The organism is uncultured Cohaesibacter sp. (assembly GCF_963556055.3).
GTDB lineage: Bacteria > Pseudomonadota > Alphaproteobacteria > Rhizobiales > Cohaesibacteraceae > Cohaesibacter.
In genome coordinates this window covers 158,685-178,357 of sequence record NZ_CAUVYE020000008.1, presented here as the reverse complement: position 1 = coordinate 178,357, position 19,673 = coordinate 158,685, and the positions used below count along the sequence as shown (strand labels likewise).

Sequence of the window (19,673 nt, the reverse complement as noted above, 5' to 3'; positions counted from 1 at the left end):
AGCAGTACATTAGAATCTAACACACCGCTTCTTCCGTTGCACAGACAAAAAGTGTGGTTCGCACCTAATTGACAATAAAAAAGGAGTGTTCCACGTATCCGGTCACGTAAAACACTCCAGTGGGTGGAATGGATTAATTCGTTGCCACGTGGCCAACGCCGCCCTGAGGCGAGTAGATATCGAGAATATTCCAGTGTCCCGATGTCGGGGTCGGATTGTTGATCATGGCGACATCAAGAACAGTTGGCCTGCCGCTTGCGATTGCAGCCTCAAGGGCTGGCTTGAAGTCGGCGGCAGACTTGACGCGCACTCCGTCACAGCCAAAAGCTCTGGCGATAGCTGCATAATCGGGCAACTGATTGACCGGATCGTCGGCTTTGGGGAAGAGCGTGCCGAAATTGAGGCCGTAGTGTGCTTTCTGAAGCCCGGCGATGGTTCCGAATGCGTTGTTGTTCATCACCACCCAGATAACGGGCAGATTCATTTCCGCAGCGGTTGCCAAGACGGCAGGGTTCTGACCAAAACCGCCATCACCGACAAGACTGATAACAACCTTTTCGGGGGCTGCGATCTTCGCACCCACGGCCGCCGGGGGGCCAAAGCCCATGGTTGCAAAACCGCCCGGAATGAGCGCCGTGCCGGGTTCGAAAATGTCGAACTGCTGGGCAACGCCATTCTTGTTCCAGCCCACGTCGGACGTCAGGATCGCATCACGCGGCATCACGGCGCGCAGATCGGCAAGAATGCGCTCGGGCATCATCGGGAAGGCATCCGATTGCTGCATTTCCAGATTGGACGACGCGAAATCCTTGCGGAAGCTGGCGATCACTTCACGCATTGGCTGACGCTTGATGCCCTCGGGTTTCATTTCTCTGGCCACCCGGACAAGCACCTTCAAAGCGGCCTTGAGATCTGCAACCGCACCGATTTCAACCGGATAGTTGCGGCCGATTTCCTGCGGTTCGATATCGATATGAATGAGCTTGGTAGCCCCTTCGCCGATATTGAAGGTATAGTCTGGATACCAGGACGAACAGTCGGCCTCCTTGAAGCGCGTGCCCAGGCCCAAGATCCAGTCGGCATTCAGTGTTGTCTGGTTGGTGAGCGGTGTGCCCCAGAAACCGGTCATGCCAAGGACCAGCGGATGATCATCGGGCAATGCGCCCTTTGCCATCAAGGAGTGAGCAATAGGCAGACCAAGATGGTCGACCAGTTCGCGCAACTCATCCCAGGCGCGGGCGAGAATGACCCCGCCACCGGCATAGATGACCGGTCGCTCGGCTTCGATCAGCCGGGAAATGATGTCCCTGGCCGTTTCGTCATCGATGGAGGGTTTAACCAGCGTCTTGGTATTGGTCAGCTGGCGTTTCCAAAGCTCAGGATCAATCTCGGCAGAAAAGAAATCCATTGGCACATTGACCAGAACCGGGCCGGGCTGTCCGCTTTCGGCCAGAGCAAAAGCCTTTTCCATGATCTCGGGGAAAAGCTCGGGCGTGTCGACGCGCCAGGCGCGTTTGACAAAGGGCCGATAGATTTCATACTGGGCGCCATCCGCATGCAGGTTCACCTCCTGATGGGGATGCTTGCCGTAATAGTAGCTCGGGATATCGCCCGCGATCACCACCATCGGGATGCAATCCAGCGCCGCATTGGCAACGCCGGTTGCAGCGTTGGTAAGACCCGGTGACAGGTGCGAGAGAACCACTGAAGCCTTGCCTGTCACGCGGGCATAGCCATCGGCGGCATGGGCTGCGATCTGCTCGTGACGCACGGTTACGAATTCGAGATTGGAATCCTCCATCGCCGCCAGAACGGCGATGTTGGTGTGGCCACACAGACCGAAAATGTGACGCACGCCTCGATCTTCCAGATAAGTCACCAATTGCTTGGCAACCGTCTTGTCCCTGTTGGGCATGGACTGGTCGTTCATCACATGATCTCCGTATTGTAGAATTCGCCGAACAACTCTTCTTCGGACGGACGATCTTCAGGGATCGGGCGGGCAACCCAGGTCACGTTCATATAGTGTTTGAGCGAGACATTCTCGTTGGTGATGTTGCCACCCCAGATGCCGCACCCGAGCGAGGAGGTCATCGGCATACCATTTGAGAAGCTGCCGGCATTGGCCTTGGACTGGGGTTGACGCACCATGACGCGGCTCACGGGCGCATTCATGGCATGCCTCAGGATGCGGTCGTCATCGTTGGAATAGATGCCGCAGGAATGCCCCTTGCCACCCACTTCATAAATTGCACGGACCATGGCCATGGCTTCATCAAAATCTTTGAATTTGTATAGCGCCATGACAACACACAGTTTCTCGCCGGAGAATTTGTGCTCCTTGCCGATCTCATCCTGTTCGACCATGATGAACTTGCGATCTTCAGGGATCGTGAAGCCTGCAAATTCGGCGATCCGCTGAGCCGAGATAGCGACGGTTTCAACGCGGCGCGAACCATCGTCTTTCCAGAGCGCTTTCTTGATCAGCTCTTTTTCCTCGGCATTGCAGAGATAACCGCCTTCCTTGATGAGAGCCGCTTTCATGTCGTCATAGATCTGGGCAGCCATGATCAGGTTGCCGTCAGCCGAGCAGCCCGAGCCATAATCGGAGGTCTTGGAAATGCGGCTGTTCATGGCGGCGATTTCGATATCGGCGGTCTCATCGATCACCATGGTGGAGTTGCCTGCCCCCACGCCATAGGCCGGTTTGCCGGAAGAATAGGCAGCCTTGACCATCGGTTTGCCACCGGTTGCAAATGTCACATCGCACTGGGCCATCAATTCGTTCGTGAGCGGAATGGAAGGCTCGGTGACGCATTGGAACAGGTCTTCCGGCGCTCCCAGCTTCTTGCAGGTTTCACGCATCACGCGCACCATTTCGGCCGTGGTGTTCTTGGCACGCGGATGGGGCGAGAAGATCACCGCATTCTTGCATTTGATGGCATAGATGCCGGTAACAGGGGGGGTCAATTCGGGGTTGGTGGTTGGGATGAGCGAAGCGATGACGCCAGCTGGTTTTGCTATTTTCATGAGGCCCTTGGCGTCATCGACCTCGATCACTCCCACCGATTTCTGGCGCAACGCATCGCGCAGGACACCAAGAATCTTGAAACGTTTGCCTCCGCGACCGGCGCGATCGCCGATACCGCTTTCGTCCACGCCCATCTGGGCAATGCGGACGAATGTTGTCTCGTTGCCGCAGTTCCAGCCGAGGGCCTGAGCCAGACGATCAACCTGTGTCTGGTCATAGTCCTTGATAGCGTCCATTGCCGCCTGGGCACGGGCAACCATTTCCGCCACCAATTGCTTTTCTTGTTCCGTAATTTCTCGTGCCATTTGTCCTCTCCCTTAAATCCTTGTTGGCTTGTTCAGCCAGCCAAACCGTCTCTACGGTTGGCAAATCCTGCATTTGTTTCAAAAACCGACTTGGCCGCTTCCAGACAGTTGCGCGCATGCTGCTCGTGTCCCAGCTCTGCGGAGCGTTCCGCGTTTGGCAGTTCAATCGCCAGCGGCAAGTCGGGGAACAGATAGTTGAGCACTGAAAAGTCAATCGCTCCCTCGCCGGGATAGAGCCTTGCGTCTCGTGCGATATGGATCATCTGATCCTTGGTGTAGGCGACATCATCGGCGTCACAGACATGCAGGAAATTGATCCATTCCCTTGGCACCCTCTCAAGCGCAAAGAGCGGGCATTTGTTGAAATGCATATAGAGCGTATCAACCAGCAGCCCCTGATTTCGGCATCCGGCCAGTTCCAGAATCTCGACACATTCATCAAGCGTCGCAAGGCGCGAAAAGGCCGGGAATTCCAGATTGACCGTCAGACCAAGCGGCTCGGCCAAAGAGCAAATATAGGCAAACTGCTCGACAATATAGCCACGGTCATTGCGAACGTCGGTCCAGGCCGAGCAAATCACCTGACTGGCCCCCAACTCGGCTCCTGCCTCAAAGGCTGGCTTGAAGCTGTCCGGATCGATATCTCGATGGATCTTGCACAATTCGACATCGAAGCATTTCACGCCGGTGTCCATCATCGCCCGTTTGGTCTCACGGAGAATGTCCGGTGCGGTCGGGTCTATGTCCGGCTCGCCCGCGACACCAAGATGGATCAGGCGGAAACTGGCATGAGAGAAGCCTGCCTTGGCCGCAATTTCAACCTGCTGAGGCGGGGTGACACCCGGAACGGTCAGATAGGATAGAGAATAGTCACGCATCACATTTCCTCCGGAGGTTGGTACCAGGGGGGTGCCGGTGTATGGGCCATCCGGCTTGGAAGAGTTCTTCCCAACAGGCCCTCGACCTGCTCCACGGGCGCTCTCAGGGCCTGCCAGTCGATGCCGGTTTCAAGCCCCATTTCCTGACAGGCAAATGCCAAGTCCTCGGTCGAGACATTGCCTGTGGCCTTGGGCACGAACGGACATCCGCCAAGGCCGCCCATGGCTGCATCGAAGATTCTGACCCCGGCTTGCAGACCTGCAACGAAATTGGCCAGCCCAAGCCCCCGCGTGTCATGCAGATGCAAAGACAGGGCAACACTGCCGGGCAGCTCATATCGCAACCGGTGGCACAGCTCGTAAACCTGTTTCGGGTTGGCCAGACCGGCGGTGTCGGCAATATTGATTTCCTGTACGCCCAAACTCGCAAAGGAGCGGGCGATCCTGATCACGCGTTTGGGATCGATATGCCCCTCAAACCCGCACGCAAGAGCCGACTGGATCCCAGCCCTTACGACAATCTTTTCGGCGAGCGCTTTCTCGATGACCGGTCCGATCTGTGACAAGCCCTCATCAACCGAACGATTGGTATTTTTTTGCGAATGGGTCTCGGAGGCAGAAATCGAGATCGAGAGATGCCTTACTCCCACGGCGAGCGCTCGCTCAAGCCCGGCATCATTCATCACAAGGGCGGTGTAGGTTACACCATCCTTGGGTTCAATCCTCTCAAACAGCTCATCAGTGTTGGCCATCTGCGGCACCCATTTGGGATGCACAAAAGAGCCCAGCTGAATACGCCGGACACCCGCCTTTTCCAGCCGGTCCAGGAATCCCAGTTTTTCCTCTAAAGAAAAAAGCCGCTTTTCATTCTGCAGTCCGTCGCGCAGAAATTCATCTTCGATCAGGACTGACCCGTCGAACTCATACATGCCTTCCCTCCCATTAGGCATTCTACCAGATTCCTGGTACTCTTTCATAAATTTAACTGCACGGTTAATTAAATTAAATTACCTTTTTTGACATTTAGCCAAACAAGATGTTAATTTTTGCCGGGAGGTGCCAAACATGCTTACGTTACGGCAAATCGAGGTCATTCGCGCAATCATGGTCGCGGGTACCGTCAAGGGAGCGGCGGAATTGCTCAATGTCTCGGCACCGGGCATCAGCAGGGTGATGAAATATACGGAGGCCGAGCTTGGCATCCGGCTTTTCTCGCGCACGCATGGCCGCTATACGCCGACAGAGGAAGCCCGCGACATTTTCGAGCAGATTTCAGCGGTGTTCCGTTCGGTTGAAAATCTGCACTCGGCTATCGGCTCGCTCAAGGAAGGGGCCAATCGTCGCGTGGCCTTCGGTGCTGTCCCCTCTATCGCTCATTATGTTTTTCCAAGCGCGATCAAGGATCTGCGTCAGCAGTTCCCGAAACTCGAGCTGCATCTCAACGTGATCAAGATCGAGGAAGCAATCGACTATCTGTTGCTGCGCAAGGGGGAGATGGTGGCCATGAGCTACAAGATCGACCATCCCGGCCTGGCGGTGCAGCCCCTTTACAGCGGGCAGCTTCTTGCCATTTTGCCACAGGATCACCCCCTTGCTGCCCTACCTGAGATCTCGGTTGCGGATCTTGCCTCTCAAACAATGATCGGTATCGAACCAAACGATCCCTATGGCCAGTTGCTGATGGCCCCGTTCCGGGACAACGATATCGATGTGACCTATTCCATCGTTGCTCGAACGGGACAGACGATCGCAACGCTCGTGGCTGAAGGGCTGGGCGTCGGGATCATCGACGAATTGTCCCTTGCCGGTCCACAACAGCATCCCGATATCGTCGTTCGGCGGATCAGGGAGCCGACCAGTTTCAAGACCTATGCGCTGTTCAATGCCGACCAGTCGCGATCCATCTTTGCCGATGCCATGGTCACCTGCCTGATTGCGCAAATGAAAAAAGCCGCCCGCGAACGCAGGCGACTTTCACCGATCTAGAAGGATTTGCCCTGCCAGATTTGCCGACAGAAGCGCGTGTCATCAATAACCGAAAAGTCCGGGCAGAGCCGTCACCGTTTCTGGTATGAAGGTGATGACCAGCAGCGCCATGACCTCAACGAAGAACAGCGGCAGGATGGCTCGCGTTATTCTCACCATTCCAACCTTGGCGATGGATTCGGCAACGAACAGACAAAGCCCCAGAGGCGGTGTGATCAGACCAATCATCAGGTTGAAGATCACGACAATGCCGAAATGGGTTGGATCAACCCCCAGCGATACGGCGATGGGATGCACGATCGGCACCAGCACCAGCATCGCCGCGATGCCTTCCAGGAACAACCCGACAAACAGGAACAACAGGTTGATCGCGATGAGAAAAGCGATCTTGCCATCGACGTTTGACAGAACCCAGTCGGTGAGCATGTTGGGGATGCGATTGTAGGTCAACAGCCAGTTTGCGGCACTCACCGCAGCGATGATGATCATGATGACCGCACTGTCTTTCATCGCGCGCGAGAATATGCGGGGCAAGGATGCGAAGGTGATATTGTGATAGACGAATACACCAAGGAGCAAGGCATAGGCCACAGCGAAGGAAGCTGCTTCGGTGGGCGTAACAATCCCGGCAAGGATCGAGCCGACAACGAAAACCGGCATAAAGAGAGGCAGAATGCCACCGAGGAGCGCCTTTGATGCCGATTCACGGGCAAAAAGCTTCTCTTTCATGGCGGTTTCATTCTTGACCGTCGCCATGACGTAAATGGACAGGAAGGTCGCCAGGATCAGCCCCGGGACGATCCCCCCCAGAAACAGCGACGGAACCGACACCCCGGTCACGATCAAGGCATAGATGATCACCGGAATAGAAGGCGGGATGATCGGGCCGATAACCGATGATGCCGCGGTGATGGCAGCTGCATATTCCCGAGAATAGCCGTGCTTTTCCATTTCGGGGATGAAAACCCGACCGATTGCCGAGGTATCCGCGACCGCCGAGCCGGAAAGCCCGGCGAAAATGACAGAGGCCCAGATATTGACGAGCGCCAAACCCGCGCGCAACCGGCCAACCAGAACATCGGCAAAGGCAATGATCCGCCCGGTGATGCCGCTCTCATTCATCAATTCACCAGCCAGCACGAAAAGCGGGATGGCCAACAGGGGAAAGGAATTCATGCCCCGGAACATTTCCGTGGCAACGATGCGGATTGTGAAGGGCGCGTCATTCATGGCCATGAAAACCAGAAGCGTGCCAAGAATGGTCACTGCAATGGGGATCCCTATCAACAGACCAATAACAAACAAGGCATAAATCATAATGAAGGCTCTCCATGCTCATCAGCCTGTGAAGTAGACTGGATCCGCACGATCAGGCGCAACAGGGCGGCAATGGCCAGCATTACACCGCCCAAGACGACGGCATATTGCCAGGTTCCGACCTTTCCAAACCATTCAAGCCAGTGCAGGCCAGTGCTGTCCGCCAGCCAATCGCCGGTCGACTTGAGGCCTGAACTTGCGACATGACCGCGGCGCAGGGCAAAGGCGTGACCAGCAAAAACAAGGGCGACGCCGGTTGCGAATGTCGTGATATCGCTCAAGACCAACACCCAATGTTTGGCGCGTTTGCCCAACATGTCGAGGATCACCGCAAAGCGGATATGACTATCGGACATGTAGGCATAGGCTATTCCGAACATGATTCCGTAAATTGTGAGGTAGATGGGCAGTTCTTCGCCCCAGGCAACGGATTTGCCAACCGTGTATCGCCGCACCGAATTGACAAATATTATGAGAAAGACAAGCGCCATGGAGCTTCCCGCTCCAAAGGCAAAAAAACGGCGAGCAAAACGGTAGACCCTCTCCATGGCAGGAAATTCCTCTTATTTTTTTAAGCAGCTAGCCGGAGGTATGGCTTGGAAAGCCGGAGGCGTGGCTTGCGTAGCCGGAGGTGTGGCTAATGACACCTCCGGCGACCTTGAGAGATTGCCTATTTGGCAGCAGCTGCCACGGCTTCCTGAAGACGGTCAATCCATACAGCATCTTCGCCCAGTTCGGTGCGAAGATAGTCGATCACTGCTGGCTGTGCCTTTTCTGCGAATGCAGCAATTTCCTCAGCCGTTGGTGAGTAGACCTGCATGCCTTCTGCTTTCACTTTGTTGACGCCTTCTGCGGTGCCCCACTGCTGGATCGCACGCCCCATAGTGCCCGCAACTTTCGCTGCCTTGTCAACAACCTGCTGCTGTGCAGGGGTCAGAGACTGATAGAATTCGTCGGAAATCAGAATGAAGTCGGCTCCATAGACGTGACCATCAAGGGTCATGTATTTTTGCAGTTTATGGAGATTGTTGTTGTAGATCACGCCAACAGGGTTTTCCTGGCCATCGACAACACCGGTTGTCAGAGCGTTTGGCAGTTCGGTCCAGGCGATCGGAGTTGGTTCGCCACCAAGACCCTTGACCATTTCGACATAAAGCGGAATTGGCTGAACGCGGAATTTCAGGCCTTTCATGTCTTCCGGCTTACGGATTTCGCGCGTGCTATTGGTGAAGTTACGGAAGCCGGTTTCACCATAAGCAAGGGTGCGAAGGCCGGTTAGCTCAAGGCAATGTTCTCCCAGAGCCTTGCCGAATTCACCATCGAGCACTTCCCATGCAAGGGTTGCAGATGAGAAGGTATAAGGAATATCCAGAACACCGGCAGCCGGGCAGATCTTGGACATTGCACCAGATACGAGAACAACCTGTGTGAGGCCTTCAGCAGCCTGACCAACCAGTTCGGTTTCGTTACCCAATGCACCGGCAGGATACAGGTCCACCTTCAGATTGGTTTCACCTTCAACAATATTCTTGAAGATATGAGCCGCTGCCCCTTTTTTGGAAGCGGTCCATTCATCCGGGTCAACGTGAGCAACGCGGATAGTTTGAGCGCTGGCAACAGAGACCAGGCCTATTGTCATTGCTGCCGCAACAGCAAATTTTCCAAATTTGAACGACATACTATTCTCCTCCCTAATAGGCGTTCAGTCTTCACAAAGTCGGTTTCTTGTCGAAACCATCAAAAGTCTGCGTCATGCGGGTGGGATCTGCGGGGCGTCCTGTGAAGAGTTCAAAGGCACGCACCGCTTGATAAACCGCCATTCCTGAGCCGGGTAATGTACGGCACCCTTTCGCACGGGCATCTTTCAAAAGCTGGGTTTCCAGCGGAAAATAAACAATATCGGCAACCCAGATATCAGGGCGCAGATACTGTTCCGGTACAGCAGATCCCGGAAGCTTTGCCATTCCCATAGGGGTGGCATTGACAAGGCCATCGGGCCTTTTGTCTACAAGAACATCTTCAAGATCGCTTACGGCATGCGCCGAGACATGAGGGAAAGATTCCATCACATGGTCAGCAAGACCGCTCGCCCTGTCCAGATCCACATCGTGGACGGACAAATGCTTGACCCCGCATTTTGCCAGAGCGTGTGCAACAGCGACCCCTGCGCCACCTGCACCGATCAGAAGCGCATCATCGGATTTGGCGCCAGCAAGCCCCAGCTTGAAACTTTCAGAAAACCCCCAAAGGTCCGTGTTGTGGCCAAAGCGCTTTCCATCCCGGAAAACAACCGTATTGACCGCACCGACCATATTAGCATTTTCAGAAAGTCCGTCCAGAAGCGAAATCACGTCAATCTTGTAGGGGTAGGTCACATTGACCCCGGCATATCCCTCTTGTTCAACCTCATCCAGAATTTGAGACAGAGGCTTTGAGGATCGACAATCGTCATCCATGTCCAGAAAGGCATAGTCCAAGTCAAAGCCCAGGGCTCTGGCTTCATCCATATGCATTTTGGGCGTGCGGGACTTTCCGATTCCACAGCCGATCAAACCAACCTGCACCTTCCCCGGCGCAGGTGTTTTGCAATCCCCTTGCATCTTGCAGCTCCTCCCAGATGCCCGACAGTGCAGGCATCACTGCATTGTACCGTTTAGTTAATTTATTTGCAGACTTTGTTCCATGCGGTTAATTTCGTCAACTCCCCTTTAGTTTATACCGCCGCGTCTGGACATTTCGGCATCGATAGACAATAGTTACCTACCTGTATTTCAATGCTAAAATTGACGATGTCCCTATGGTAAACAGCGCAGCAGTAGGTCAAAAAAGGACGCGATCCTGGAAACAGGACCCCGATGCCGTGCGCGCCGATATCCTGCGTGCAGCCAAATCCGAATTTGCAAAAAAGGGCCTGGCGGGCACTAGTGTGAAAGACATTGCGGACAGGATCCAGACCTCCCGACGCATGATTTTCTATTATTTTGGTGACAAGGAAGGGCTTTACCGCAAGGTTCTCGAGGATGCCTACAGCAGCATCCGACAGGCGGAAATGGAGCTGCATCTGGACGGTCTGGACCCACTCGAAGCGTTGAAACGTCTGGTCGAATTCACATTTGACCATCACTGGAGAAATTCCGACTTCATACGGCTGGTCATGGGAGAAAATATCCATGACGGACACTATATGAAGCAGATCAAATCGATGCACGAGACAAACACGAAAGTCATCGATCAATTGACCCGGATCTGCAACGCCGGAAAGAAAGAAGGACGCTTCAGGGAAGATATCGAGCCGCTTCAACTTCACTGGGAAATCAGTGCCTTATCCTTTTTCAACGTGTCGAACAAGGCAACTTTTTCGATCAACTTTGGCGATGAACTCTATACCGATGAAGGGCAGGCAGCCTTGCGCGCGCGGATCGTCGACTGCGTGCTTTGTTCCGTCACACCCAAGACGTGACCGGCCGGCACAGATCCGCTTCTGACATCGGGATACCCGCAAAGTGACCCCGTCTTCCAACGGTGGTCAAGCTTGTCCATTTTCCATTGCTGCAAGCGATGCGTTCGCAAGTATCATCCTGCGTTTTTTAGCAAGAATCCCTGATATAGGTAGAAATTACAGGTAGCGACACTCTGTCGCAACGGAAAAACCTGCTCAACCATGTTGAAGGGCGAGCATGATTCCGCGCAATTCCGCAAGTCCCTTCAGGCGACCGATGGCAGGGTAACCCGGTTGGGCCTTGCGTTTCTGGTCATCGAGAATGTCGAGACCGTGATCGGGGCGCATTGGCAGAGACCAGTCTGCCCGACCTGCCTTTTTGCGTCGGTTTTCTTCGTCAAGTGCGGCACGCATCAGAGCGACCATGTCGACCTGTCCACCCAGATGATCCGCTTCATAGAAGGACCCTTTGATATTGGTGCTTTCTCTTGTCACATTGCGGAAATGCAGGAAATGCACCCGGTCTCCCAAGCGCTCCATCATGCCCGGCAGATCATTGTCGGGGCGGGCACCCAGAGAACCGGAGCAAAGGGTAATGCCGTTTGCGGGAATATCGACCGCTTCCATCATCGAGAGGTAATCGGCTTCGGTTGACATGATTCTGGGCAGCCCGAGAAGACCGAAGGGTGGATCATCCGGATGGCAGCAAAGCCGCAGGCCCAGGGTCTGGGCAACCGGAGCAACTTCCTCAAGGAAGGCGATGAAATGGCTGCGCAGCTGGTCTTGAGAGATCTGGTCATATTGCGCCAGATTGGCACGCACATTCGCCATGGACGGGGCTTCGGCATCACCCGGCAGGCCATAGATGATCGATTCGGCCAGCAAGCTCTTTGCCGCATCATCCATGCGGGCAAACCGCTCCTTTGCCTCTTCGTAAACCTCTTGGGGGAAGTCGTCCTTCGCACCGGGACGGTCAAGGACAAACAGATCAAAGGCGGCGAAGTCGACGAAATCGAATCGCATGCAGGTTGCTCCCGACGGCAACCGATAGGTGAGATCGGTGCGTGTCCAGTCCAGAACCGGCATGAAATTGTAACAGATGACCTCAATGCCTGCCTCGGCCAGATTGCGCAGGCTTTGTTTGTATGTCTCGATATGGGTGCGCCATTCACCCTTCTGCTGCTTGATTTCTTCCGAGACAGGCAAGCTTTCCACAACTTCCCAGGCCAGACCGGACGGACTTCCGTCTGCTTTTTGAGCAATGCGATTCTGGCGCGTGGCGATTTCTTCAGGGCTCCAGACAGCGCCCGTCGGGATGTGATGCAGCGCACTGACAACCCCTTCAACGCCAGCCTGAAGCATATCTTCGATCGAAACCCGGTCCTGTGGCCCAAACCATCGCCATGTCTGCCGCATCGCAGTGTCCTCACCTTTGTTTTCGAGGGTTGCTCTTGCGCTCTTGCCCTGTTGCGTCCGGGCTCGTGTCCGGACCGTCATCAGCTCGAGCAGTCTTTGCTTCTCTCTATCATAGGAATCAGGCGTTGACAAGTATGGTGGCATACCGGTATGGTGGTTGGCGTTGAAACGAGATGACAGGTGATCCTATCTTGCCGGCTGAACCGACCCTTACTCAGACAGAAATCGACTTGCGACTGCCGGTGGCACCGCAAATCCATCAGATTTTGCGTCAGCAAATCATCCATAACCAGTTGCCTCCCGGAAGCAGGGTCTCCGAAGCAGAGCTTGCCGAGAGCTTCAAGGTTTCACGTCAGCCTGTGCGTGAGGCTTTCATAAAACTCAACAATGATGGTTTGCTTGACATCCTGCCCAACCGAGGGAGTTTCGTGAAGAAAATCTCGAAGGCGCAGGTCATGGATGCACGATTCGTGCGCGAGGCAATCGAGGCGGATATCGTGCGGCTGGTAGCCGAAGAGCATGACCCGGCCCTTGAACGAGAGCTTGCAAATCAGATTGCCCATCAGGCCAAGGCTGTGGAGGCTGGCGACCCTGATCTGTTTATCAATCTGGACGAGATCTTTCATCAGACTCTTGCTGAAGCGGCTTGCAAGATGGGTGCATGGGCGGTCATCCAGGATCAGAAGGCCCAGATGGACCGCGTCCGCTATCTCAGCCTCATGGAACAGAATACATCGAAATTGCTGGTGCAGCATCAAGCCATTGTCACGGCGATTGCTGACCACGATACCGCAGGAGCAGAAAGCGCCATGCGGTCACACCTGAAGAAGATCCTGAAAGATCTTCCGACAATAGCTAAGCACAAACCCGAACTTTTCGAACCTGGGGACGACTAGTCCCTGATTTTGCATGTGGGAGGAACAACATGTCATTCAAGTCTTTGGGCAAAATCGCTTTGGTTGGCGCAGTCGCCAGCTTCATCGGCTCGGCAGCAATGGCCGCCGATTACACCTTGAGCATCAACACCGCTCTTGCCACCTCTGATCCGCTTTACAAGGGCCTTGAAGCCTTTCAGACCAACGTGAAAGACGCCTCGGGCGGTCGCCTCGAAGTCAAGCTTTTCCCGAACTCCCAGCTCGGCCCGGATGAGGACGTTCTTGAGCAGGCCCGCGCCGGCGCTCCTGTTGCCGTCATTGTTGATGGTGGTCGTCTTGCCGTTTTCCAAAAGGAATTTGGCGTTCTTGGCGCTCCTTTCCTTGCATCCGGATATGAAGGCATTCGCAAGGTCGTGACGTCCGATCTCTTTGAAGAGTGGGTGAAAAAACTGCATGATGCGTCAGGCCATCAGGTCTTGAGCTTCAACTGGTGGCAGGGCGAACGTCACCTTTTGACCAACAAGGAAATCAATGTACCTGCCGATCTCAAGGGCATCCGCATGCGCACCCCAGGCGCTCCTGTCTGGACCGGTACCATTGCAGCAATGGGCGCAACCCCAACCCCGATGCCATGGGGCGAAGTCTACTCCGCGCTGTCTTCCCACGTGATTGATGCTGCCGAAGCACAGTTGCCCGCAATCGTCGGTGCCAAGCTTGACGAAGTGATCAACAATGTGACCAAAACCGGCCATATCAACCTGATCACGGGCATGGTCACCTCTGCAATCTGGTTCGACAGCCTGCCTGCCGACCTGCAAAAGGTCCTTCGCGAGGAAGCCCTCAAGGCTGGCGACATCGCCTCTTACGGAACCCTTGCATCCTTTGAAAGCATCGAGAAAGAGCTGAAGGAAAAAGGCGTTGCCGTTCGTGAAATCGACGTCACTCCGTTCAAGGAAGCAACGGCAAAAGTCTATGACGATCTCGGATATGGCGATCTGCGCGACACATTGCGCGCCATGGCTGCCGAGTAAGTCAGACGCCCACTCAGTCGCCACCCGTCCAATCGGGTGGCGGCAGACATTCGCGCTTGCGGAGCCTTCTTGCGGACGACGGCAAGACTGACGACCATTCACATAAAATTCACGACACATTCCTCTCCCGAAGACTGGCAAAGAGAGGAATCACGAACAAGAAAGGCGAGGCACCATGCCGGGTTTCTTGGGAAAAATCGAATTTGTCATAGGAGCCATTCTGCTTGCCGTGATCACGGTGCTGGTTTTTATGGCTGCCGTTATGCGCTTCGTTGGGCATCCACTTATCTGGTCTGTGGATCTGGCGCAATTGCTCTTCATCTGGCTTTGCTTTGTCGGAGCGACCCGGGCCATGCGCGAACGTGTGCATCTGGGTGTCGATCTGCTGGTACGCCTGCTGCCATTTGCGACGCGCCGCGTGATTGAAACCGCAATGGCCGCCCTTTTCATCGGCTTTCTTCTGCTTCTTGCCTATGAAGGCTACAAACTGACCATCATGAACTGGCAGCGTGTGTTCGGAGATTCCGGACTTTCCTATGCATGGGTTACCATCGCGGTGCCTGTCGGCTCTCTCCTGTTGACCATTTCCATCCTGTCCAATCTTGTCACTTCCTGGCGCGGCAAGGATTCGCAGCCGCTGCTCGTCTTCACGCGCAGCAATGGTACAGGTGCTGACAATCCAGAAAATTCGGAGGTGTGACCGATGGGTCTGATTGCTCTTATATTTGCTGTCCTCATGATTCTGGGCGCACCTGTTGCCTTCGCCATTGGCGTATCCGGTTTCGTGTTCTTTGTTACCTCGGATGTGATGCCGATATCCATCGGCGTGCAGAAAATCGCCACCGTTTCACAAAGCTTTCCCTTGCTGGCCGTTCCCTTCTTCGTGTTGGCCGGCCACCTGATGAATGAAAGCGACATCACGGACCGGCTGTTCCGTTTCTCCAAAGCCACTCTTGGCTGGATGTCGGGCGGACTGGCGCTGGTTTCCATTTTTCTCTCGACCCTGATGGGCGGCGTGTCCGGCTCGGCTGTGGCCGATGCGGCGATGGAGGCCCGTGTCCTTGGGCCACAAATGCTCGCCAACCGCTACAGCAAGGGCTATACGGCTGCGGTCATCGCCCTTTCCTCACTCATCACCGCAACCATTCCCCCATCCATCGGCCTCATTCTTTACGGATATGTCGGCCAGGTCTCCATTGGTCGTCTGTTTCTGGCCGGGGTGATCCCGGGGCTTCTGATGATGCTGTTTCTCATGGTGGCCGCTTTCCTGATTGCCAAGAAGCGCAATTATGTGATCGAATCCGCGCAAAAGCCAACCTTTGCAGAAGTGGGTCGTTCGGCATGGGATGCAAAATGGGCGCTGTTGTTTCCTGTCCTTCTGATCATTTCGATCCGTGGTGGCATTTTCACCCCCTCCGAGGTGGGTGCCTTTGCCGTTGTCTATGCCGTTCTTATCGGTCGCTTTGCGCACAAGGTCATGACCTTTGAAGCCATGAAGCGTGCCTTCGGCTATGCTCTTTCCGATATCGGCATGATCATGCTCATCATTCTGATGAGCGGCATGATCGGCTTTGCCATCATATTCATGCAGGTCCCGCAACAGGTCGCCGGTTTCCTTCTCGGTTCCATTTCCGAGCCTCACCTCGTGGTCGCCGTCATTCTGCTCTTTTTGCTCATTTCGGGTCTGTTTTTCGAGAGCACCATCCTTGTGCTGCTGTTGACCCCGATTTTCGTGCCCGTTATCAAGAGCGCAGGCGTTGATCCGGTCCATTTCGGCATTCTGATGATGACCATCGTGACCTTCGGATCGATGACGCCACCTGTTGGTGTCGCCATGTTCACAGTTTGCAGTTTGCTCGACACACCGATTGATCAATATGTCAAGGAAAGCCTTCCCTTCATGCTGGCAATCCTGTGCCTTGTCTTGTTGCTGTTGTTCGTGCCCGAATTGGTGCTGTTCTTGCCAAATCTGGCATTTGGGTAGATGCTGAGAGGCAAGTGCCAGCCAAAAGCTCGGGATCTGTGGAGACCGGACAAGCGCACCCATCGGCTCAACATGCTTGCGGTGCCGTCCGGTTTCTTTCCTTGCCGCTTTCTGATTCTGCTTTAACCTATTACGAGATAATGAAATGACTTCTCATCTGTTTGAAACTGCGAAGGCGAGCGTTGAGCATCCTTCCTATGATCGCACCAAGTTGAAGGTACGCATGTGCCACATCGGCTTCGGAGCGTTCCACCGCGCCCATCAGGCCGTCTATACCGACCAGTTGCTCGGACTGGGCCAGAGCAACTGGGCCTATCGCGAGATCGAGCTGATGGGGCCAACCGACCTGCTCGATGGCCTTGCCTCACGCGACTATCTCTATAGCGTCGTTGAAAATGGTGCGGAGGAACAGAAAGCGCGGATCGTCGGCTCCGTCATTGATCACCGCCACATGGCCAAGGTCGGCCCTGAAGGAATTGTTGCGGCCATTGCCGATGAGGATATTGCGCTTGTTTCCATAACGGTTACGGAAAAAGGCTATACGCTCTCGTCAAGCGGCGGGCTTGATTTTGAAAATCCGATGATCAAGAGCGATCTGGCGACCCCCGACGCTCCACACACTGTAGTCGGTGTTCTGGTGGCTGCTCTTGCCAAAAGGCGCGATGCGGGCCTTGCTCCCTTCACCGTACTATCTTGCGACAACCTGCCTGCCAACGGGCACATGACAAAGCGGGCCGTGCTCGACTTCGCAAAAGCGCTCGATGAGGATCTTGCCGCCTGGATCGAGAGCGACGTGCGCTTTCCCTCCACCATGGTCGACCGCATCGTTCCGGCCATGACAGAGGAAAGCCACGAAGTGCTTGCCAGTTGCACGGGATATGCCGATCCGGCCGGAATCCTTTGCGAACCGTTTCGTCAGTGGGTCATCGAAGACACGTTCACATCAGGCCGTCCGGACTGGGATCTTGCCGGGGCGACCTTCACCAAGGACGTGATGCCGTTCGAGAATATGAAGCTGAGAATGCTCAACGGATCGCATTCCTTCCTCGCCTATCTGGGCTATCTGGGCGGATATGAGACCATTGCCGAGACGATGGGCGATGCCGCTTACAAGAAAGTGGCAAGGGATCTCATCGGGCTGGAACAGGCCCCTACCCTCGTGGCACCGGAAAATGTCGATCTCGAAGTTTATGCGGATGCCCTCATTGAGCGTTACTGCAACCCAAATATCCGTCATCGCACATGGCAGATCGCCATGGACGGCAGTCAGAAGCTGCCGCAAAGAGCACTTGAATCCATCGCCCATCACCTGAAGGCAGGCACGCCTTATCCGCGGCTCGCACTGCTTGTTGCAGGATGGATGCGCTATGTCGGCGGTGTCGACGAACAGGGCCAGCCGATTGACGTGCGTGACCCGCTTGCAGACAAACTGAAGGCACTTGCCAGCGCCGGGACGGCGGAAGATGTGGTCAGCAATCTCATTGACCAGTCCGGTATTTTCCCCGATGTGCTTGCTGGCAATGCCACTTTCAGGGAAGCGGTTGCCACCGCTTACAAGACCCTCAAGGACAAGGGAGCCAAGCAAGCCGTCGCATTGCTTGCATAGTCCTCGACGATTTTGTGGTTCGGGCTTGCGTCCGGACCACGGTCACACCAACCAGACAGCATGTGACCAGTGGCAAGCATGCTCGTCACCACCGGGCTCAGCGCCAAGCCTTTATTGGAACGTCCTGCAGACCCTGCCTCAGTCCCGGCTTTGGGCAATCTCGTGCGCGGAACCCGTCCAGCGAATATAGATCGGGGTTGCATTGGCCGCAGGGCGACCCTTTTCATTCTGCCCGATGAGCACATAGATCGCACGAATGACACCGGCATGGCAGACAATGACAGGCAAGCTGTCGCCAGCCTTCTCGCAACACTCGCAAACCGCCTTGCCGACGCGCCTGATCATGTCATGCCAGGCCTCGCCCCTCTCCGGCGATGTCTCCCTTGAGGGCAACTCGCTGATCGGGCGGCCTTCATATTCGCCCCAATCCCTCTCGCTCAGGCCCGGATTGATCTCGAATGGCCTGCCGGGAAATCCCAATTGGCATGTGTCCTGAGCCCGCGTCTTGGAGCTGACAAACAGGGCGATGTCATCAGACCATTCCATCTCAGCAAGGCGGGCCGCCTGCTCGCGCCCCAGATCGGACAGAGGCACATCGGTTGCGCCTGCGACAATCTCATCCCGGTTGGCCGTGGTCTGGCCATGGCGGATCACGCAGAAGGTTCTTTCAGGCAATTTGGGAAAAGGCATGGAGCACACTCATGATTGGCTCACCCTTCAAGGCACTGTTCGGCAGATCGTCCCGGTTCAGGCATGAATGGCGGGAAACAAGAAGGGCGTGGCGCATTTGTGATTGTTCAAATGGGAGAAAAACGAAGAATTCGGTTGGAAAGACAGGCAGGATGTATCGCTCCTTTGGAGAAATGTCCAGACAGAAAGCGGACTTTCTGATCCGTTCAGCGAAATCCAGAACCCGCGTTCCCTGCAATTCCGACAGCTTGTCGCATTCTTCTCAGCGCTCGCCGGGCAACGCTCAGGATCCGGGAGGCACCCATTCATGCGCCTTGTTCAGAATTTCGATCTGGCGGTGAACAAAGTCCCGAATTTGAATTTGTCCGAACTCGATGTCATTCATGAAGCCGATGCCAAAGGAGAGAGCCAATATCGCAACAGCGAACTGTTGAACATCTACCGTCTTTGCCAGATCGCCGGTTGCCTGGGCTTCTGTAAGCAGGGACCGATAGTCTGTTATGGTACTATTCATGATTTGATGCAGAGTGCTTCGCATTGCATCGCTCATGCGCGATGCATCGACCAGATCCTTGTAGAGCTTCTTGAACTCTTCTTTGACCTGCTTGTCTTCCGTGCCACTGATGAGGATCATGAGCGCTTCGATCGGAGACTTGTTCGTGGCAGCCTCCACCACGACTTGCCGCATCCGGCCCCACAGGCTCAAATAGGCCTGAGAGCGAAGAGCATCGGCGGATTCGAAATGATGATGGATCTGCCCCGGCGAGACAGCAATGGATTTGGCAACATTTCGAACTGTTGCTGCGGACAACCCTTCTTTCTGGATAACTTCTATCGTCGCTTCGATAATTTCAGCCCGTCTCTGTTCTTTTGGTAGGTAAGACATGTGCGACATCCATGCAAGAAAGGTTAAAAGTGAAGGATCTGTTTCTAATCGATCCGGAATTGCTTCACTCTGTTAAATATATCCAAGATTATTAAAAATCAAACTGGACACGGTAGAAAATTGGACATATGTACAAGTCTTGAGTTATTGTTCTCGATTAAACTGCACCATTTTTTCACTTATCTGTTGGATCCTGCACGGTGCAAATGAAATAATTCACACACTGGAA

18 protein-coding genes are annotated in these 19,673 nt (G+C 54.7%); 7 read left to right on the top strand and 11 right to left on the bottom strand.

The features are described 5' to 3' along the window. Positions 1–133: 133 nt before the first annotated feature. Genes ACHZB8_RS02985 through ACHZB8_RS02970 form a run of 4 tightly spaced genes read right to left on the bottom strand, consistent with a single transcriptional unit; the run spans position 134 to position 5,143 of the window. On the bottom strand, positions 134–1,930 hold the full coding sequence (locus tag ACHZB8_RS02985; protein ID WP_316858589.1) for a thiamine pyrophosphate-binding protein: 1,797 nt from the start codon (positions 1,928–1,930) through the stop codon (positions 134–136). Further along, entirely contained in the window at positions 1,930–3,336 is a 1,407-nt protein-coding gene (locus ACHZB8_RS02980) for an aldehyde dehydrogenase family protein (RefSeq protein WP_316858588.1), read from the bottom strand. The genes ACHZB8_RS02985 and ACHZB8_RS02980 overlap by 1 nt, the downstream gene beginning before the upstream one ends. A 32-nt stretch (positions 3,337–3,368) precedes the next feature. Next, positions 3,369–4,214 carry a sugar phosphate isomerase/epimerase gene (locus ACHZB8_RS02975; protein WP_316858587.1) on the bottom strand — a complete coding sequence of 282 codons (846 nt, stop codon included), beginning with the start codon at positions 4,212–4,214 and terminating at the stop codon, positions 3,369–3,371. Beyond that, positions 4,214–5,143 (bottom strand): hydroxymethylglutaryl-CoA lyase, encoded by a 930-nt coding sequence (locus tag ACHZB8_RS02970; protein WP_316858585.1) that lies wholly within the window; start codon positions 5,141–5,143, stop codon positions 4,214–4,216. The genes ACHZB8_RS02975 and ACHZB8_RS02970 overlap by 1 nt, the downstream gene beginning before the upstream one ends. A gap of 136 nt (positions 5,144–5,279) precedes the next feature. Between ACHZB8_RS02970 and ACHZB8_RS02965 the strand changes: the two genes are divergently transcribed. After that, on the top strand, positions 5,280–6,200 hold the full coding sequence (locus ACHZB8_RS02965; RefSeq protein ID WP_316858584.1) for a LysR family transcriptional regulator: 921 nt from the start codon (positions 5,280–5,282) through the stop codon (positions 6,198–6,200). A gap of 42 nt (positions 6,201–6,242) precedes the next feature. Here the strand turns inward: ACHZB8_RS02965 and ACHZB8_RS02960 are convergent, their stop codons facing one another. The 4 genes from ACHZB8_RS02960 to ACHZB8_RS02945 form a co-directional block, all read right to left on the bottom strand. Further along, positions 6,243–7,517 (bottom strand): TRAP transporter large permease, encoded by a 1,275-nt coding sequence (locus ACHZB8_RS02960; RefSeq protein ID WP_316858583.1) that lies wholly within the window; start codon positions 7,515–7,517, stop codon positions 6,243–6,245. Beyond that, entirely contained in the window at positions 7,514–8,065 is a 552-nt protein-coding gene (locus tag ACHZB8_RS02955) for a TRAP transporter small permease subunit (protein ID WP_316858582.1), read from the bottom strand. The genes ACHZB8_RS02960 and ACHZB8_RS02955 overlap by 4 nt, the downstream gene beginning before the upstream one ends. A 122-nt stretch (positions 8,066–8,187) precedes the next feature. Further along, the gene (locus tag ACHZB8_RS02950) at positions 8,188–9,195 is read right to left on the bottom strand and encodes a DctP family TRAP transporter solute-binding subunit (RefSeq protein WP_316858581.1); all 1,008 of its coding nucleotides are present in this window, start codon (positions 9,193–9,195) and stop codon (positions 8,188–8,190) included. Between the two features lie 31 nt (positions 9,196–9,226). Then, positions 9,227–10,117 (bottom strand): shikimate dehydrogenase, encoded by an 891-nt coding sequence (locus ACHZB8_RS02945; RefSeq protein WP_316858580.1) that lies wholly within the window; start codon positions 10,115–10,117, stop codon positions 9,227–9,229. Between the two features lie 197 nt (positions 10,118–10,314). Here ACHZB8_RS02945 and ACHZB8_RS02940 point away from each other — a divergent pair, with 197 nt between their 5' ends. Further along, positions 10,315–10,977 carry a TetR family transcriptional regulator gene (locus tag ACHZB8_RS02940; protein WP_316858579.1) on the top strand — a complete coding sequence of 221 codons (663 nt, stop codon included), beginning with the start codon at positions 10,315–10,317 and terminating at the stop codon, positions 10,975–10,977. A gap of 195 nt (positions 10,978–11,172) precedes the next feature. Here the strand turns inward: ACHZB8_RS02940 and uxuA are convergent, their stop codons facing one another. Further along, entirely contained in the window at positions 11,173–12,372 is a 1,200-nt protein-coding gene (uxuA, locus tag ACHZB8_RS02935; RefSeq protein WP_316858578.1) for a mannonate dehydratase, read from the bottom strand. Positions 12,373–12,545: 173 nt separating this feature from the next. Between uxuA and ACHZB8_RS02930 the strand changes: the two genes are divergently transcribed. The 5 genes from ACHZB8_RS02930 (at position 12,546) to ACHZB8_RS02910 (ending at position 17,868) form a co-directional block, all read left to right on the top strand. Further along, positions 12,546–13,268 carry a GntR family transcriptional regulator gene (locus ACHZB8_RS02930; protein ID WP_316858577.1) on the top strand — a complete coding sequence of 241 codons (723 nt, stop codon included), beginning with the start codon at positions 12,546–12,548 and terminating at the stop codon, positions 13,266–13,268. Positions 13,269–13,297: 29 nt separating this feature from the next. Then, positions 13,298–14,278: a C4-dicarboxylate TRAP transporter substrate-binding protein gene (locus tag ACHZB8_RS02925; RefSeq protein WP_316858576.1), complete on the top strand. Its 981-nt coding sequence runs from the start codon at positions 13,298–13,300 to the stop codon at positions 14,276–14,278. Positions 14,279–14,453: 175 nt separating this feature from the next. Next, positions 14,454–14,978 (top strand): TRAP transporter small permease, encoded by a 525-nt coding sequence (locus ACHZB8_RS02920; RefSeq protein ID WP_316858575.1) that lies wholly within the window; start codon positions 14,454–14,456, stop codon positions 14,976–14,978. A 3-nt stretch (positions 14,979–14,981) separates the two neighbouring features. Continuing rightward, complete coding sequence (locus ACHZB8_RS02915; RefSeq protein ID WP_316858574.1) at positions 14,982–16,262, top strand: TRAP transporter large permease; 1,281 nt, start codon at positions 14,982–14,984, stop codon at positions 16,260–16,262. Between the two features lie 145 nt (positions 16,263–16,407). After that, positions 16,408–17,868, top strand: a complete 1,461-nt coding sequence (locus tag ACHZB8_RS02910) for a fructuronate reductase (protein WP_316858573.1) — start codon at positions 16,408–16,410, stop codon at positions 17,866–17,868. A gap of 138 nt (positions 17,869–18,006) precedes the next feature. On the opposite strand, the gene ACHZB8_RS02905 is transcribed toward ACHZB8_RS02910, so the two are convergent. Both ACHZB8_RS02905 and ACHZB8_RS02900 read right to left on the bottom strand, forming a co-directional pair. Then, on the bottom strand, positions 18,007–18,558 hold the full coding sequence (locus tag ACHZB8_RS02905) for a histidine phosphatase family protein (RefSeq protein WP_316858571.1): 552 nt from the start codon (positions 18,556–18,558) through the stop codon (positions 18,007–18,009). A gap of 283 nt (positions 18,559–18,841) precedes the next feature. Then, the gene (locus ACHZB8_RS02900; RefSeq protein WP_316858570.1) at positions 18,842–19,444 is read right to left on the bottom strand and encodes a TetR family transcriptional regulator; all 603 of its coding nucleotides are present in this window, start codon (positions 19,442–19,444) and stop codon (positions 18,842–18,844) included. Positions 19,445–19,673: the final 229 nt, after the last annotated feature.

Coding starts and splice junctions, on each gene's coding strand:
- ACHZB8_RS02960 (WP_316858583.1), bottom strand. CDS start 7,517: ATGATTTATGCCTTGTTTGTTATTGGTCTGTTGATAGGGATCCCCATT.
- ACHZB8_RS02905 (WP_316858571.1), bottom strand. CDS start 18,558: ATGCCTTTTCCCAAATTGCCTGAAAGAACCTTCTGCGTGATCCGCCAT.
- ACHZB8_RS02955 (WP_316858582.1), bottom strand. CDS start 8,065: ATGGAGAGGGTCTACCGTTTTGCTCGCCGTTTTTTTGCCTTTGGAGCG.
- ACHZB8_RS02930 (WP_316858577.1), top strand. CDS start 12,546: ATGACAGGTGATCCTATCTTGCCGGCTGAACCGACCCTTACTCAGACA.
- ACHZB8_RS02945 (WP_316858580.1), bottom strand. CDS start 10,117: ATGCAAGGGGATTGCAAAACACCTGCGCCGGGGAAGGTGCAGGTTGGT.
- ACHZB8_RS02980 (WP_316858588.1), bottom strand. CDS start 3,336: ATGGCACGAGAAATTACGGAACAAGAAAAGCAATTGGTGGCGGAAATG.
- ACHZB8_RS02900 (WP_316858570.1), bottom strand. CDS start 19,444: ATGTCTTACCTACCAAAAGAACAGAGACGGGCTGAAATTATCGAAGCG.
- ACHZB8_RS02920 (WP_316858575.1), top strand. CDS start 14,454: ATGCCGGGTTTCTTGGGAAAAATCGAATTTGTCATAGGAGCCATTCTG.
- ACHZB8_RS02965 (WP_316858584.1), top strand. CDS start 5,280: ATGCTTACGTTACGGCAAATCGAGGTCATTCGCGCAATCATGGTCGCG.
- ACHZB8_RS02925 (WP_316858576.1), top strand. CDS start 13,298: ATGTCATTCAAGTCTTTGGGCAAAATCGCTTTGGTTGGCGCAGTCGCC.
- ACHZB8_RS02910 (WP_316858573.1), top strand. CDS start 16,408: ATGACTTCTCATCTGTTTGAAACTGCGAAGGCGAGCGTTGAGCATCCT.
- ACHZB8_RS02940 (WP_316858579.1), top strand. CDS start 10,315: ATGGTAAACAGCGCAGCAGTAGGTCAAAAAAGGACGCGATCCTGGAAA.
- ACHZB8_RS02950 (WP_316858581.1), bottom strand. CDS start 9,195: ATGTCGTTCAAATTTGGAAAATTTGCTGTTGCGGCAGCAATGACAATA.
- ACHZB8_RS02975 (WP_316858587.1), bottom strand. CDS start 4,214: ATGCGTGACTATTCTCTATCCTATCTGACCGTTCCGGGTGTCACCCCG.
- ACHZB8_RS02970 (WP_316858585.1), bottom strand. CDS start 5,143: ATGTATGAGTTCGACGGGTCAGTCCTGATCGAAGATGAATTTCTGCGC.
- ACHZB8_RS02985 (WP_316858589.1), bottom strand. CDS start 1,930: ATGAACGACCAGTCCATGCCCAACAGGGACAAGACGGTTGCCAAGCAA.
- ACHZB8_RS02915 (WP_316858574.1), top strand. CDS start 14,982: ATGGGTCTGATTGCTCTTATATTTGCTGTCCTCATGATTCTGGGCGCA.
- uxuA (WP_316858578.1), bottom strand. CDS start 12,372: ATGCGGCAGACATGGCGATGGTTTGGGCCACAGGACCGGGTTTCGATC.